This window comes from Tenacibaculum sp. (genome assembly GCF_048269885.1).
Classification (GTDB): Bacteria; Bacteroidota; Bacteroidia; order Flavobacteriales; family Flavobacteriaceae; genus Polaribacter.
Window position 1 is genome coordinate 123,477 of record NZ_JBLWTZ010000006.1, and the last position, 14,441, is coordinate 137,917.

The 14,441-nt window shown below is 33.7% G+C and carries 14 protein-coding genes and 5 tRNA genes; 1 reads left to right on the forward strand and 18 read right to left on the reverse strand.

Features of this window, described 5'->3' with window-relative positions:
• Window positions 1-16: 16 nt before the first annotated feature.
• The 18 genes from nusG to ACN0WY_RS06420 all read right to left on the reverse strand — a co-directional run bounded on the left by nusG (window position 17) and on the right by ACN0WY_RS06420 (window position 11,423).
• Window positions 17-565 (reverse strand): transcription termination/antitermination protein NusG, encoded by a 549-nt coding sequence (gene nusG, locus ACN0WY_RS06335; protein WP_099214163.1) that lies wholly within the window; start codon window positions 563-565, stop codon window positions 17-19.
• Window positions 566-567: 2 nt separating this feature from the next.
• Window positions 568-759: a preprotein translocase subunit SecE gene (gene secE / locus ACN0WY_RS06340; RefSeq protein WP_073184511.1), complete on the reverse strand. Its 192-nt coding sequence runs from the start codon at window positions 757-759 to the stop codon at window positions 568-570.
• A gap of 53 nt (window positions 760-812) precedes the next feature.
• Window positions 813-885 (reverse strand) — tRNA-Trp (locus tag ACN0WY_RS06345).
• Window positions 886-943: 58 nt separating this feature from the next.
• Window positions 944-2,131 (reverse strand): elongation factor Tu, encoded by a 1,188-nt coding sequence (gene tuf / locus ACN0WY_RS06350; RefSeq protein ID WP_330488630.1) that lies wholly within the window; start codon window positions 2,129-2,131, stop codon window positions 944-946.
• 75 nt (window positions 2,132-2,206) lie between these two features.
• Window positions 2,207-2,279, reverse strand: a tRNA-Thr gene (locus ACN0WY_RS06355).
• 11 nt (window positions 2,280-2,290) lie between these two features.
• Window positions 2,291-2,363: transfer RNA gene (locus ACN0WY_RS06360), tRNA-Gly, on the reverse strand.
• Window positions 2,364-2,452: 89 nt separating this feature from the next.
• Window positions 2,453-2,535: transfer RNA gene (locus ACN0WY_RS06365), tRNA-Tyr, on the reverse strand.
• Window positions 2,536-2,578: 43 nt separating this feature from the next.
• Window positions 2,579-2,652: transfer RNA gene (locus tag ACN0WY_RS06370), tRNA-Thr, on the reverse strand.
• Between the two features lie 97 nt (window positions 2,653-2,749).
• The gene (gene hpf / locus ACN0WY_RS06375; RefSeq protein WP_330488631.1) at window positions 2,750-3,058 is read right to left on the reverse strand and encodes a ribosome hibernation-promoting factor, HPF/YfiA family; all 309 of its coding nucleotides are present in this window, start codon (window positions 3,056-3,058) and stop codon (window positions 2,750-2,752) included.
• 14 nt (window positions 3,059-3,072) lie between these two features.
• Window positions 3,073-3,960, reverse strand: coding sequence for a tyrosine-type recombinase/integrase (locus ACN0WY_RS06380; RefSeq protein ID WP_417799853.1), 888 nt, complete (start codon window positions 3,958-3,960; stop codon window positions 3,073-3,075).
• A gap of 84 nt (window positions 3,961-4,044) precedes the next feature.
• A complete protein-coding gene (gene rpsU, locus ACN0WY_RS06385; protein WP_028892869.1) occupies window positions 4,045-4,242 on the reverse strand; it encodes a 30S ribosomal protein S21 in 198 nt (65 codons plus the stop codon).
• A 343-nt stretch (window positions 4,243-4,585) separates the two neighbouring features.
• Complete coding sequence (locus tag ACN0WY_RS06390) at window positions 4,586-5,752, reverse strand: acyl-CoA dehydrogenase family protein (protein WP_417799854.1); 1,167 nt, start codon at window positions 5,750-5,752, stop codon at window positions 4,586-4,588.
• Between the two features lie 31 nt (window positions 5,753-5,783).
• Window positions 5,784-6,683, reverse strand: coding sequence for a helix-hairpin-helix domain-containing protein (locus ACN0WY_RS06395; protein WP_330488634.1), 900 nt, complete (start codon window positions 6,681-6,683; stop codon window positions 5,784-5,786).
• Between the two features lie 11 nt (window positions 6,684-6,694).
• Entirely contained in the window at window positions 6,695-8,386 is a 1,692-nt protein-coding gene (locus ACN0WY_RS06400; RefSeq protein WP_417799855.1) for an alanine/glycine:cation symporter family protein, read from the reverse strand.
• Between the two features lie 85 nt (window positions 8,387-8,471).
• On the reverse strand, window positions 8,472-9,371 hold the full coding sequence (locus ACN0WY_RS06405; protein ID WP_417799856.1) for an SDR family oxidoreductase: 900 nt from the start codon (window positions 9,369-9,371) through the stop codon (window positions 8,472-8,474).
• Window positions 9,371-10,375: a potassium channel family protein gene (locus ACN0WY_RS06410; protein ID WP_417799857.1), complete on the reverse strand. Its 1,005-nt coding sequence runs from the start codon at window positions 10,373-10,375 to the stop codon at window positions 9,371-9,373. The genes ACN0WY_RS06405 and ACN0WY_RS06410 overlap by 1 nt, the downstream gene beginning before the upstream one ends.
• Window positions 10,372-10,599 (reverse strand): PspC family transcriptional regulator, encoded by a 228-nt coding sequence (locus ACN0WY_RS06415; RefSeq protein WP_099214064.1) that lies wholly within the window; start codon window positions 10,597-10,599, stop codon window positions 10,372-10,374. Before ACN0WY_RS06415 ends, ACN0WY_RS06410 begins: the two co-directional genes overlap by 4 nt.
• Window positions 10,599-11,423 carry a class I SAM-dependent methyltransferase gene (locus ACN0WY_RS06420; RefSeq protein ID WP_417799858.1) on the reverse strand — a complete coding sequence of 275 codons (825 nt, stop codon included), beginning with the start codon at window positions 11,421-11,423 and terminating at the stop codon, window positions 10,599-10,601. Before ACN0WY_RS06420 ends, ACN0WY_RS06415 begins: the two co-directional genes overlap by 1 nt.
• Window positions 11,424-11,522: 99 nt before the next feature.
• On the opposite strand from ACN0WY_RS06420, the gene uvrA reads away from it, so the two are divergent.
• Window positions 11,523-14,348 (forward strand): excinuclease ABC subunit UvrA, encoded by a 2,826-nt coding sequence (uvrA, locus tag ACN0WY_RS06425; protein ID WP_417799859.1) that lies wholly within the window; start codon window positions 11,523-11,525, stop codon window positions 14,346-14,348.
• The last annotated feature ends 93 nt before the right edge of the window (window positions 14,349-14,441 follow it).

Genomic DNA, 14,441 nt, shown 5'->3' on the forward strand with positions numbered 1-14,441 from the left:
AATATAGGTGTAACAATTATATTTTCTCTACTTGCATATAATTTAGCTCTAATGGAGTTTTTCTTCCGAAAATCTTAACCATTACTTCTAACTTACGCTTTTCTTCATTTACCTTTTCAACCGTTCCATCGAATCCATTGAAAGGTCCGTCAATAACTTTTACCGTTTCTCCAACAGTATAAGGTATTGCGATATTTTCATCTTTAACAGAAAGTTCATCAACTTTTCCTAACATTCTGTTTACTTCTGATTTACGCATAGGTACCGGATCACCTCCTTTTGTTTCCCCTAAGAAACCAATAACACCTGTTACCGATTTAATTACGTGAGGAACCTCACCCGCTAAATTAGCTTCAACCATTACATAACCAGGAAAGTATACTCTTTCTCTGTTAATTTTCTTTCCGTTTCTTACTTGAATAACTTTTTCTGTAGGAACAATTACTTGGTTCACAAAATCAGACAACCCATGACGAGCAATCTCAGTCTCGATATAAGTTTTGACCTTATTTTCTTGACCTCCAATAGCTCTCACCACATACCACTTCATCACCGAATCAGCCATCATTAAAACATTTTAAAGAAGTTATCTAACCCTGTTTGAAAAACCTTATCTATCCCTGCTACAGCTAAAGCAAACACAATTGTAAATGCTGCAACCACTACAGTAGACTTTTGAGCTTCTTCACGAGAAATCCAAGTCATATTGGTATTTAATTCTTCAAAAGAATCTTTAATGTATTGTATAAAGTTACTCATATTTTATCCTTTTAACGAGTTGCAGTTTTCACCACAACTCGTTTTAGTTTTTGCACGGGTTGAGAGACTCGAACTCCCGACACCTGGTTTTGGAGACCAGTGCTCTACCAACTGAGCTAAACCCGTATTTTAAAGGAGTCTCTCTTAAAAAAGAGACTCCTTATACTTTATTATTAAACTATAATTAGTCTAAGATTTCAGTTACCTGACCAGCTCCTACTGTTCTACCTCCTTCACGGATAGCGAACTGTAAACCTGTGTTTAATGCGATAGGTTGGATTAAGTCAACAGTAATAGTTAAGTTATCACCTGGCATTACCATTTCAACACCTTCTGGTAAGTTAATGTTACCTGTTACGTCAGTTGTACGTACGTAGAACTGTGGACGGTAGTTGTTGTGGAATGGAGTGTGACGTCCACCTTCTTCTTTCTTTAAGATATACACCTCAGCTTTAAACTTAGCGTGTGGAGTGATAGAACCTGGCTTACAGATTACCATTCCTCTCTTAATTTGAGTTTTTTCAATACCTCTTAATAAGATACCTGCATTATCTCCAGCCTCACCTCTATCTAAGATTTGACGGAACATTTCGATACCAGTTACAGTAGATGTTAATTTTTCATCTCCCATACCAATAATCTCAACAGGATCTCCAGTGTTAATGATACCAGTTTCGATACGTCCAGTTGCTACTGTACCACGACCAGTAATAGAGAATACATCTTCGATTGGCATTAAGAAATCTTTTTCAGTATCTCTTGGTGGCTCTTCGATCCAAGTATCAACAGCTTCCATTAATTCTAAAACTGTATCAACCCACTTTTGCTCTCCGTTTAATGCACCTAAAGCAGAACCAGATACAACAGGACCATTATCTCCATCATACTCATAGAAAGATAATAAATCTCTCACTTCCATTTCTACTAATTCTAATAACTCCTCGTCATCAACCATATCAACTTTGTTTAAGAAAACAACGATACGTGGAATACCTACCTGACGACCTAATAAGATGTGCTCACGAGTTTGTGGCATTGGACCATCAGTAGCAGCTACTACTAAGATAGCACCATCCATCTGTGCAGCACCAGTTACCATGTTCTTTACGTAATCGGCGTGACCTGGACAGTCAACGTGTGCGTAGTGACGGTTAGCTGTTGCATACTCTACGTGAGAAGAGTTAATTGTAATACCTCTTTCTTTTTCTTCTGGAGCGTTATCGATTTGATCAAAAGCTCTCTGCTCAGAATATCCAGCATCTGCTAATACTTTAGTAATTGCAGCAGTTAAAGTAGTTTTACCGTGATCTACGTGACCAATAGTACCTACGTTTAAGTGCGGTTTCGAACGATCATAAGTTCCTTTTGCCATGATTATTAATTTTAATTCTTAGTTAAATATATTTAGTGTTATTTTTAAACTCTTGTCAAATAAACTCTAAAATAGAGCCAACAACGGGATTTGAACCCGTGACCTCATCCCTACCAAGGATGCGCTCTACCAACTGAGCTATGTCGGCAACGAATTTAGAGCGGGAGACCGGGTTCGAACCGGCGACATTCAGCTTGGAAGGCTGACGCTCTACCAACTGAGCTACTCCCGCGATTTGATTAACGATTTATAGAAACTGACTTCTGACTCACATCATTGCCTACCCTAAAATCTTTAATCTACAATCTTAAATTTAAAATGTGGGGAGAGCAGGATTCGAACCTGCGAAGTCGTAAGACAACGGAGTTACAGTCCGTCCCATTTGGCCGCTCTGGAATCTCCCCAAAAATCTTAAATCAAAATTTTAATGAACTTTTGTTCTTTTAGAGCCGATGGAGGGACTCGAACCCACGACCTGCTGATTACAAATCAGCTGCTCTAGCCAGCTGAGCTACATCGGCGTTTGCTATAAAAAAACAATCCGCTATTTCTAACGGACTGCAAATGTAAAAAGTAATTTTTAATTTTTAAAACTTTTTTGATTATTTTTTATCGTTTTTATGACACTAACGCATCCTTTGATTTTTCTTTTGATTTTTGTAACTGTCTTTTTAATGATTCAACGCAGACACTCACCCCCTCTTCAAAGGTTTTGTTCTGTTTTTTCACAATTAATTCATTCCCCGGTATATTAATTTTTACTTCCGTTATTTTATTTTCCTTTTCACTCGTTTTTTGCACTTTCAAAAACACTTCTGCATCAACGATCTTATCATGAAACTTTTCTAATCCTCCTACTTTTTTCTCAATGAAGTCTATTAGTTTTTGGTCTGCTGAGAAATTTACTGATTGCGTGAATACCTTCATAATTCTTCGATCTTTTAAGTTGACTCTCTAGGATGAGCCTTATTATACACTTTTTTTATTTGCTCCAAGCTACTGTGCGTGTACACTTGGGTAGAGGCTAAACTTGAATGCCCTAGTAATTCTTTAACCGAATTTAACGACGCACCGTTATTAAGTAAATGTGTTGCAAAAGCATGCCTTAATATATGAGGACTCTTTTTTGCTTTTGTAGACACTCTACTAAAGTACAAATTTATTATTCGGTAAACAAGGGTTTCATAAATTTTAACGCCCTTTTTAGTTACTAAAAGCACCTCTAAATCCACCTCTTCAATCTCTCTTTTTTGCCTTAAATATTCTTGTAAAGTTTTATATACTGACGGTAAGATTGTTACATACCTTTCCTTATTTCTTTTTCCTAATACTTTTATTGTTTTACTTGAATGGTTTATATCTTCTTCTTTAACATTTATTAACTCATTCCTCCTCATTCCTGTTGAGTACAACATTTCTACAACCAATCGGTCTCTTACCGATTCAAAATCCGAACCTTCTTTTATTAGTTGTAAAACTTCTTCTACTTCCGTTTGATCAAAAGGTGTTTGTATCTTTTTTTGAACTTTTAACGCCTTGTGGTTTGAAAGTGGACTTACTGTTACTTCTCCAATTTTTTGCAAAAACCTATAAAAGGTTTTCAAAGAGCTTACTTTTCTATTTACACTTCTATTCGACACATTAGCATTCACTAAACTCACAAGCCATGTTCTAATTTGATTGTAATGAATATGTTCCAAATCTTCTTGATCAAACGCTACCTCACAAAAATCTTTAAACGCTACCAAATCTGTTTTATAAGCTTGAATTGTATTTTTTGAATACTTTTTTTCAAACTCTAAATATTCTAAAAAAGCTTCTATTAACATGGGGCTTATTATTTATAAAATGAAGGTACAAAAAAAACCTGTATTGAAATCAATACAGGTTTTTATACTTTAGTAGATAAACTACTATCCTACTTCTTCTTGAGTTCTTAATCTCTGAACGTAAGATGCTTTAATCATTTGAGCACGTTTTGCTACAGATGGCTTTGTAAATTGCTTTCTGTTACGTAATTGCTTCATTGTCTTTGTACGATCAAATTTACGCTTGTAACGTTTTAACGCTCTATCGATATTCTCTCCTTCTTTAACTGGAATGATTAACATATTTTTGCACCTCCTTTCATCGTAGTTTCTATATCTTTAAAATTGACAACAATCAGTATATCAATTAATTATACTATAATATTTCTTTTTTGGACGGCAAATATACAAAGTATTATTTAAAAACACCCTATTTTATTTCTTTTTAGTATAAAATGAGATAAATAAAAATCCTGCAAAAGCAGGATTTTTATTTATCTATTTTCATCGAGAACCTGTAAACAGATTACAAGTATTCCTTATTAATAATTATTTTCAAAAAAACATTAGGTAGCTGGCCTGTACTCTTTTTTGTCGATTATCATTTTTGCGATACGAAAACACGTTTTCGCAAAAATGAAAAAAACTAGGTAGCTGGCCTATACTCTTTTTTATCGATTATCATTTTTGCGATAATCTCTTTTAAGATTTCAGAAGTACCCCCGCCAATCGGACCTAATCGGCTATCTCGTAATAAACGTGCCATTGGGTATTCTTCCATATAACCATACCCTCCTAACAATTGTAGAGCGTCATATATAACCTCATCTGCCATTTTAGTAGACAACAGCTTACTCATGCTTGCCTCTTTTACCACATAAATACCATCATTTAACCGTTTTGCTATAGAATAGTTGTATTCTCTACACATATCTACTCTACTTGCCATTTCTGCTACTTTATGACGTAAAGCTTGAAATTTATCTAATGTTTTACCAAAAGCTTCACGCTCGCTCATGTAGTGTACTACATAGTCAACAGCGTATGCCGCACGTGCATGAGCATTGATTCCCATTACTAATCTTTCCAAAGCAAAGTGCTGCATGATATAGGGAAATCCTTTTCCTTCTTCCCCCATTAAGTTTTCAGCAGGTATTACCACATTATCAAATGCTATCTCAGCAGTATCTGAAGCTCTCCAACCCAATTTATCTAACTTAGTTGACGATATTCCTGGAGTATCTCTATCAATAATAAAAATACTCATTCCTTTATGTTTATCTTCTGGGTTTGTTTTGGCTGCCACTACTAGATAATCAGAATACACTCCGTTTGTAATAAAGGTTTTTGATCCGTTAACTACATAAGTGTCTCCTTTTTTTATTGCGGTAGTACGCATTCCCGCCACATCGCTTCCTCCAAAAGGTTCTGTGATACATAAACACCCTATCTTATCTCCTTCAATACTTGGTGTTAAGTATTCTCTTTTAATTCGATCGTCTCCTTCTTTATTAACATGGGTCATCGCTAAATATGCATGTGCCCACATGTTCGCTGCAAAACCTCCTGAATTTATTTTTTGCAATTCTTCTAAAAAAATTACAGTATAAAAAAGATCTAACCCTAATCCTCCATATTCTTCTGGCTGGTTTAAACCAAAGTATCCCATTTCACCAAATTTCTTCCAGATAAAACGCTCTACCGTACCTTCTTTCTCCCATTTATCTATATGAGACACTACCTCTTTTTGTAAAAAATCTTTAAAACTCTGGCGAAAGGCTTCATGCTCTTCGGTAAAGTACATACTATTCATAGTGGTTTGTTTATTAAATTTTGTTGCTTGTTTATTTTGCTTCCAAATATAAGATTATTCTACTGTATTTATTTAACGGAAAATCTTTAATATTTCTTAATTCTGATATATCTTGTAATTCTGCGACTTCATCTCGGTATTCAAAAATCTTTTTACACAACTCATAATTTATATATGGATTCTCCAATACTTCTTTGAACCTAGCTGTATTAATGTTTACTTTTTTTATAATGGGTTTTTCTATTACAGCAAAAGTTTGCTCAATTCTATTTATTGTTGCTTCATCTAATCCCCACACTTCATACAATTGCTCTGTTAGTGAATATCCTTGCAACTTATCTCTATACTTAATAATTCTAGAGGATAGCACTTCCCCAATTCCATTAATAGTTTCAAAATCACGTTGGGTCGCTTTATTAATGTCATTGGTAAAAATTTTATACTCCTTATTATATGTATGTTTTTCTATTAAGCCAGACTCTATTTTACTTTTCTTCTTTTGGCTTTCTTTTTTCACAACCCAATCTGGAAATTTAACATAAGGAACTATTCTGTTCAATAGACTATCAGATATTTTTGTTACTTGTTTGAATTCTTTAGCTGAATTAATCCATTTATTTTGCTTTCTATAATTATGTAACCTGTCTATTTCCTCTACTGACATACCTAATTGATATCCTTTAAAATCTGTAATATAATTTGGATTGAACGGATACAACCTTGACTTTCTTTTATCCACTTCAATTCTTTTCAAACTATCAATAGTATTTTGAAAAGCTGCCAACTCTTCTTTATTTATGTCTTCTACTTTTTTTGAAGAAAAATCTAGGCATACATATATAAATTGTAAAGCAACTATGACAAGCAACAAAAAGAAAACCCCATTTCTTTGGCGTTTATTATACCAGAAATGGGGCTTAAATATGTTCATTTGTTTGTTTCTTATTCTTCTACTGCTTCTTTTTTAAGGTTAATAGCATCTAAATATCTTTTTAGTTGCTTTTTAACCACTGGCATCAATAAGTATAAACCTACCATGTTAGGGAATACCATTGCAAAAATCATCGCATCTGAGAAATCCCAAATAGATTTCATACTTGCTGCTGCTCCAATTACCACGAAGGTTAAGAATAAAATTTTATATGTTAAATCTGCTTTTTTTCCTCTACCAAATAAAAATTTCCAAGATTGTAATCCGTAGTACGACCAAGAAATCATTGTAGAAACCGCAAATAATACTACTGCCACTGTTAAAAATACATTTGAAAAAGGAATGTATGCAGCGAATGCTCTTGAAGTAATCCCTGCTCCTTCATAAGCCACTCCATCAATAAATACCGATCCTGTACCATCTCCTCCATATTCAAAAGCTCCTCCGAAGTTAAAAATAATGATAACTAAAGCTGTCATTGTACATATTAATACTGTATCGATAAACGGCTCTAATAATGCCACCAAACCTTCAGATGCTGAATATTTCGTTTTTACTGCCGAGTGTGCAATCGATGCTGAACCTGCTCCTGCTTCGTTCGAAAAAGCGGCTCTTTTAAACCCTACTAATAAAACACCTATAACACCACCAACACCAATTGCTGTTGGATTGAAAGCTTCTGTTATAATTAAAGAGATCGCATCGTCTATTAAAGAGAAATTCACACCTAATATATACATACATGCTAACAAGTATAATAATGCCATAAAAGGAACTACTTTTTCTGTTACTGAAGCAATTCTTTTAATTCCTCCAATAATTATAATTCCAACTAAAACTGCTAACACCACACCTATGATAGCTCCGGCTGCTGTACTTTCTAACCCTAACAATTCTTTAATTACAATTGTTGCTTGGTTAGATTGTGCTGCATTACCACCACCAAAAGATCCTCCGATACAGAATACTGCGAATGCTCCTGCGGCAATTTTACCTAAAGTAGCAAAACCTTTTTCTTTTAATCCTTTAGATAAATAATACATAGGTCCACCATATACTGTTCCATCTTCTCCTACATCACGGTAATGAACACCTAACGTACATTCAACAAATTTTGTAGACATTCCTAGCAAACCACAAATGATCATCCAGAAAGTTGCCCCTGGACCTCCTAAAGCAATTGCCAATGCAACTCCTGCAATATTACCATTTCCAACTGTACCAGAAACTGCTGTTGCTAGTGCTTGGAAGTGAGACACTTCTCCTTCATGACTTTCATCGCGAATGGTATCTTTAATATCTCCATCAATTTCTAAATCACTGTGCAAACTTTCTACATTTTCTATATGCTCTTCAATATCATCAACCTCATTCATATCTACTCCTTGAGCTATACCATCTTCTCCATATAATAATTGTGCTCCGTGCTTTTCGATATCTTCATACTTTCCTCTAACAACATTTATCGCAGTAAAAAAGTGACGGATATTAGGAAATCCAAAATAGAACGTAAAAAAAGCGGCACTAGCCACTAACAAAATCAATACAAAAGGGGTTCCAAATACTTGAAAGAAAATCACACTACTAAAAAAATCAGAAATAGGCTTAAAAGCTTGGTCTATTTGTTGATCTAAACCTTTTTCCTGTGCAAATGTTAACATCGGTGTCATTAATAACAGCAATGCAAGTAGTTTTTTGTTCATAATATGTATTAGATTTTTGAATTAGTAGCCCGCAATATCATAAAAAAATGTACTTACAACAAGTTTTCGTTGTTAAATATAGTTTTTACGTTAGTTTTTCTTTAAATTTCTGTAAATCTTCTTGAAATGATTTTGGGTTTATCCTCAGATACTTCCTTGTTTTAGACAAATCAAAACCTGTTATAGCCGGTCGTTTGGCTGTTTGATTAAGTGTAACTGTAGAAATTGGTTTTATTAAGCTTTTGTCTAACTTAAAAGCCTGTGCTATTTGCTGGGCTATATCGTAAATACTCAATAATGTATTTGATGATATATTAAAAACCCCTAATGCTTTTTTGTCTATTGATATTTTACAGGCTAGTGCCAAATCTTCTGCATAGGTTGGCATGCGAAACTGATCGTTTACTATAGTAATTTCTTTTCCTTCTTCCAACATTTGCTTTACCCACAACACTATATTACTACGAGACATATCATATACTTTTCCGTAGACTAATATGGTACGTAAGATAGTATAAGATACTGTAGACTTTACTAAAATTTCTTCTGATTTCAATTTTGAAACCCCATAATAACTTAACGGGTTAGGTGTGTCAGTCTCTTTATATGGTCCCGCTTTACCATCAAATATAAAATCGGTTGAAATATGGATTAAATGAGTTTTATGTTCTTCAGAATAGTTTTTCAAACACCTTACTGCTTCTACATTTAACTTATCACAAGCTCCCTTATTGGTTTCGCAAGCATCAACATTAGTCATTGCTGCTGTATTAACAATAACATCTGGCTTGTACGCTGAAAGTGTATCATAAAACAAAGCTTCATTAGTTATATCGATTGAAACATAATCAAAATCACTTCTTCCACTTCTATTTTCACCTCTTGAAAAACCTATTACCTGATATCTCTCTTTTTCTTCTAGCAAAAGGTTTACTAAAGTTTGACCTAACAAGCCATTACTCCCAGTAATAATAACTCTCTTCATTAAAAAACTCTTCTAAGTGTTTCTATTTGTTCTGGTCGACCTAAAACGATTAAATTCCCTCCTGCTTCTAATTTTACAGATGCTTCTGGATTAATGATATAGTCTTTATCTGGAGTACGATATCCAATCACTGTACATCCTGTTATTTTTCGTAAATCTAAATCTAAAATTGTCTTGTCAATATATTTTTCAGGCAAATCATTAATTGCCACCTCTTCTAAATTTGCAGTGGTTTCCCCCTCAATAGTTAACCTATCAACAAACTCAATAACATCAGGAGTTACCACTAACGACGCCATATGAGAACCTCCTAACTTATCAGGCATAATTACATTATCGGCTCCTGCTATTTTTAGTTTACTATACGAGGTTTCTTTTGATGCCCTGCTAATTACTTTACAGTCTTTATTTAATTGTTTTGCCGTTAATACCACAAACAAATTATCTGCATCAGAAGGCAAAGCAGTTATTAAGTTTTTAGCATTCATAATACCTGCTCTTAACAAGGTTTCGTCGAGCGTTGCATCTCCTTGAATAGTTAATACGCCTTTTTCGTCTAGTTGTCTGGCTATTCCATCAAATTTTTCAACCACTACAACTTGCTTTTTATAATTTTTTAATTTTGAAATAGCTTGTTTACCATTTCTTCCATAACCACACACAATGGTGTGTCCTTGTAATTTTTCTATTTTTTTTTGCACTTTTTTTACTTTTAGTTGATGGAAAAACTGTCCACTGATTAAATATTCTGAAAATGAAGAAACTGCATAACCAAAAATAAACAAACTAGATATTATCAATCCGATTGTAAATAATTTTTCTCCTGTACCAAACGGGTGCACTTCTCCAAAACCAATCGTGCTAATGGTTATGATTGTCATATATAAAGCATCGATAAAAGAATATCCAAATAACATTACATACCCCAACACACCTGCTGAAACAATTAGCACAGAGTAAGTAATCGCTTTATATAATTTTGATTGAAACACGGTATTTATCATAAATCAAAAACAGAAGTTCTTTTGGTATAAATCATATCTTTTAAACGCAGTAAAAATGCCATGGTTAAATACAAACCAAAAGACAAACCCACAGTAACAAATGATATGTATATAAAAAACAAACGTACATTGGTTGCTCGCATCCCTAAACGGTCTGCAAATCTAGAAGACACATTAAAACCATGTCGTTCAAAAAAATGTCGTACGGAATGGATAAATTTCATTATACTATTTTTTTCAAGATATAAAAATTCTCATTTAAAATTACATCTTTTTCTAACTTCACTTCATTATTATATTTTTGGGAAAGACTAAAATAATCTTGATGATTTATCAATTCATAACTTTTACTTTCACTGTAAAAAGCTGCTTCAATTGTCTGCCAATCTGATGCTTCAGTTTTCACCATTTCTTTATTACAAAAGTCGAGTAATTTTTTAAATCCTTCTGACTTTTTTAACTCTTTTTGAAATGAAGCACTTCCTATATAATCTCCTTTTCCCTGCAAAACTGAAAAGAAATCAAAAAGCTTATCAGTGTCTTTTCTTGACAAAAAAAACAATACTCCTTCTATTAAAACAAATGAGGTTTTATTTTTTTTAATCGTTTTAATTCTTTTAAGTAAATCCTCTACATAATCCTCGCTAAAATCAACTCCTATAAAATGGATTGTTCTTTTTGGTAATTTTTCTTGACGTTCAAACTCATTAATTTTTCCTTTTTTATAATCAACAATTTCTTTCTTATCTATTTCAATATTGATTATACTTTCATCTAATAAAAAAGGATACATACTAAAGCCCGATCCAAAATTGATAAGCACCTCTGGTTTGCATCTTTCAATCTCTTCAAGAAAGAATCGATTTCTCAAACAATGGGCAGACACTTCTTCTAAACATACTTGATGAAGATACTTTTTTACTAAAATATCGGTTCGAGAATTATTCCAAAGCTTCGCGTACACATCCTTACTCAAGTCTTCATTTAAAGATCTAAAGGTGGATGTAACAAATGCTGTTTCGTGTATTTCTATATCCAAACCACTCATTGATACGCAAGATACTATTTTCAGTTTATTTGTTGACAATCACTACTCCAAAATAAATTTGGTTTTGGTAACTTTGCTGTTTTTGGTAAAATCCTCACTTTGAAAGAACAAGAATACATAGAAGTTTACGGAGCACGCGCTCATAATTTAAAAAACATTGACGTTAAAATTCCTCGTGAAAAGCTAGTTGTAATTACTGGGTTAAGTGGAAGTGGAAAGTCTTCTTTAGCATTCGACACCATTTATGCTGAAGGACAACGTCGCTATATTGAAACTTTTTCTGCTTATGCACGTCAGTTTTTAGGTGGTTTAGAAAGACCTGATGTAGATAAAATCGACGGGCTTTCTCCGGTAATTTCTATTGAACAAAAAACAACCAATAAAAGTCCTCGTTCTACTGTAGGAACGATTACTGAAATTTACGATTTCCTTCGTTTACTGTTTGCCCGCGCAGCAGATGCTTACTCCTATAATACAGGTGAAAAAATGGTAAGCTATTCTGACGAGCAAATCAGGAAATTAATTTTAAAAGATTTTGACGGCAAACGTATTGCCATTCTTGCACCATTAATTAAATCGAGAAAAGGGCATTATCGTGAATTATTCGAACAAATTTCTAAACAAGGTTTTGTTCGTGTTCGTGTGGATGGGGAGATTCGAGAGATTGAAAAAGGGATGAAACTCGATCGCTACAAAACGCACGACATCGAAGTGGTTATCGATCGATTGGCTGTAAATGATGCTGCTGAAAAACGCCTTGAAGAAACTATTAAAACTGCGTTATACACGGGCGACAACATTTTAATGGTAATTGATGTTGACGATGAAAAGCCTCGTTATTTTAGTCGTGAACTGATGTGTCCTACTACCGGTATTGCTTATCCTAACCCTGAACCCAACACTTTTTCGTTCAACTCACCAAAAGGAGCTTGTTCACATTGTAACGGATTGGGAATTACCAACGAGATAAACCATCAAAAAGTAATTCCAGACAATGACATTTCTATAAAAAACGGAGGAATTGCTCCTTTAGGCGAACAAAAAAATAGCTGGATTTTCAAACAGCTTCAAACCATTGCTGAACGTTATCGTTTCAAGTTAACCGACCCCATAAAAAGCATTCCTAAAGAAGCCATGGAAATTATTCTTCACGGCGGAAAGGAAAAATTTGAAATCCAATCAAAAACTGCTGGAGTTACTAGAAATTATGAAATTGATTTTGAAGGTATCATTGCCTTTATTGAAAATCAGTATAAAAACTCAGAAAGCACTTCCATCAAACGTTGGGCAAAAGGTTTTATGGATGAAGTTACTTGCTCGGTTTGTGATGGAAAGCGCTTAAAAAAAGAAGCACTTCATTTTAAAATTACCGACAAAAACATTAGTGACTTAGCACAAATGGATGTGCTAGAATTAGCCAGTTGGTTTCAAAAAGTTGACAACAAATTATCGGAAAAACAACTAACTATTGCTGCTGAAATTTTAAAAGAAATACGTACTCGAATTCAATTTTTGTTAGATGTAGGACTAGATTATTTAACATTAGACCGTACATCTAAATCACTTTCTGGTGGAGAAGCACAACGTATTCGATTGGCTACACAAATTGGTTCTCAACTAGTTGGTGTTTTATATATTTTAGACGAGCCTAGTATTGGTTTACATCAACGTGATAATCAAAAATTAATTGACTCTTTAATTAAACTTCGTGATGTTGGAAACTCTGTTTTAGTTGTTGAACATGATGAAGACATGATTAAGAATGCTGATTTTGTTTTAGACATTGGTCCTGGTGCAGGTCGACATGGAGGAGAAATTGTTAGCGAGGGCAACTTTGACGATTTAAAAAGTCACGATACCCTTACTGCTGACTATTTATCGAGAAGAAAAGAAATTGAGATCCCTAAAAAACGTCGTGAAGGAAACGGAAAAGCAATCTCATTAAAAGGAGCCTCTGGAAACAACTTAAAAAATGTTTCCGTTGAATTTCCTTTAGGAAAAATGATTTGTGTCACAGGTGTCTCGGGTAGTGGAAAATCTACTTTAATCAATGAAACCCTCTACCCTATTTTAAACGCACACATTTATCGAGCAGTTAAACAACCAATGCCTTATAAAAAAATTGAAGGCTTAGAACATATTGATAAGGTAATTGATATTGACCAATCTCCTATTGGTAGAACTCCACGTTCAAATCCTGCCACCTATACTGGAGTATTTAGTGAAATACGTAGTTTATTTGCAAAGACACCAGAAGCTTCTATTAGAGGATATAAACCAGGTCGTTTTAGTTTTAATGTAAAAGGAGGGCGCTGTGAAACCTGTCAAGGTGGAGGTGTTCGCGTAATAGAAATGAATTTCTTACCAGATGTTCATGTAGAATGTGAAACCTGTCAAGGAAAACGTTTTAACCGAGAAACTTTAGAAATTCGCTACAAAGGAAAGTCGATTTCAGACATTTTAGAAATGACAATTAATGAAGCCACAGTATTTTTTGAACACATTCCTAAAATATATAGAAAATTAAAAACGATTAAAGATGTTGGTTTAGGATACATTACACTCGGACAACAATCTACTACTCTTTCTGGAGGAGAAGCACAACGCATTAAATTAGCTTCAGAGTTGTCTAAAAGAGATACTGGAAACACCTTTTATATATTAGACGAACCAACAACCGGACTTCATTTTGAAGACATTCGTGTGTTAATGGATGTTTTAAATAAGTTAGCAGATAAAGGAAACACTGTTTTAATTATTGAACACAACTTAGATGTAATTAAACTCGCCGATTATATTATTGATATAGGTATGGAAGGTGGTAAAAAAGGGGGTAAAGTACTTACTTTTGGAACTCCTGAAGAAGTTTCAGAACACAAGAAAAGTTACACTGCTAAATTCTTAAAAAAAGAGTTAAAAAAATAAAACAACAATATTTCTTATTAGTAAATAATTTATTTTATGCATATTTTTTTTGATTTTAAATTAGTTTATATAAATTTATGAACTGATTTTTTT

Bases quoted from the DNA above. Each gene is read 5' to 3' on its own strand.
- ACN0WY_RS06390 (WP_417799854.1), bottom strand. From the start codon at position 5,752: ATGAATAGTATGTACTTTACCGAAGAGCATGAAGCCTTTCGCCAGAGT.
- ACN0WY_RS06405 (WP_417799856.1), bottom strand. From the start codon at position 9,371: ATGAAGAGAGTTATTATTACTGGGAGTAATGGCTTGTTAGGTCAAACT.
- tuf (WP_330488630.1), bottom strand. From the start codon at position 2,131: ATGGCAAAAGGAACTTATGATCGTTCGAAACCGCACTTAAACGTAGGT.
- secE (WP_073184511.1), bottom strand. From the start codon at position 759: ATGAGTAACTTTATACAATACATTAAAGATTCTTTTGAAGAATTAAAT.
- ACN0WY_RS06420 (WP_417799858.1), bottom strand. From the start codon at position 11,423: ATGAGTGGTTTGGATATAGAAATACACGAAACAGCATTTGTTACATCC.
- nusG (WP_099214163.1), bottom strand. From the start codon at position 565: ATGGCTGATTCGGTGATGAAGTGGTATGTGGTGAGAGCTATTGGAGGT.
- ACN0WY_RS06380 (WP_417799853.1), bottom strand. From the start codon at position 3,960: ATGTTAATAGAAGCTTTTTTAGAATATTTAGAGTTTGAAAAAAAGTAT.
- ACN0WY_RS06400 (WP_417799855.1), bottom strand. From the start codon at position 8,386: ATGAACAAAAAACTACTTGCATTGCTGTTATTAATGACACCGATGTTA.
- hpf (WP_330488631.1), bottom strand. From the start codon at position 3,058: ATGAAGGTATTCACGCAATCAGTAAATTTCTCAGCAGACCAAAAACTA.
- ACN0WY_RS06395 (WP_330488634.1), bottom strand. From the start codon at position 6,683: ATGAACATATTTAAGCCCCATTTCTGGTATAATAAACGCCAAAGAAAT.
- ACN0WY_RS06410 (WP_417799857.1), bottom strand. From the start codon at position 10,375: ATGATAAATACCGTGTTTCAATCAAAATTATATAAAGCGATTACTTAC.
- ACN0WY_RS06415 (WP_099214064.1), bottom strand. From the start codon at position 10,599: ATGAAATTTATCCATTCCGTACGACATTTTTTTGAACGACATGGTTTT.
- rpsU (WP_028892869.1), bottom strand. From the start codon at position 4,242: ATGTTAATCATTCCAGTTAAAGAAGGAGAGAATATCGATAGAGCGTTA.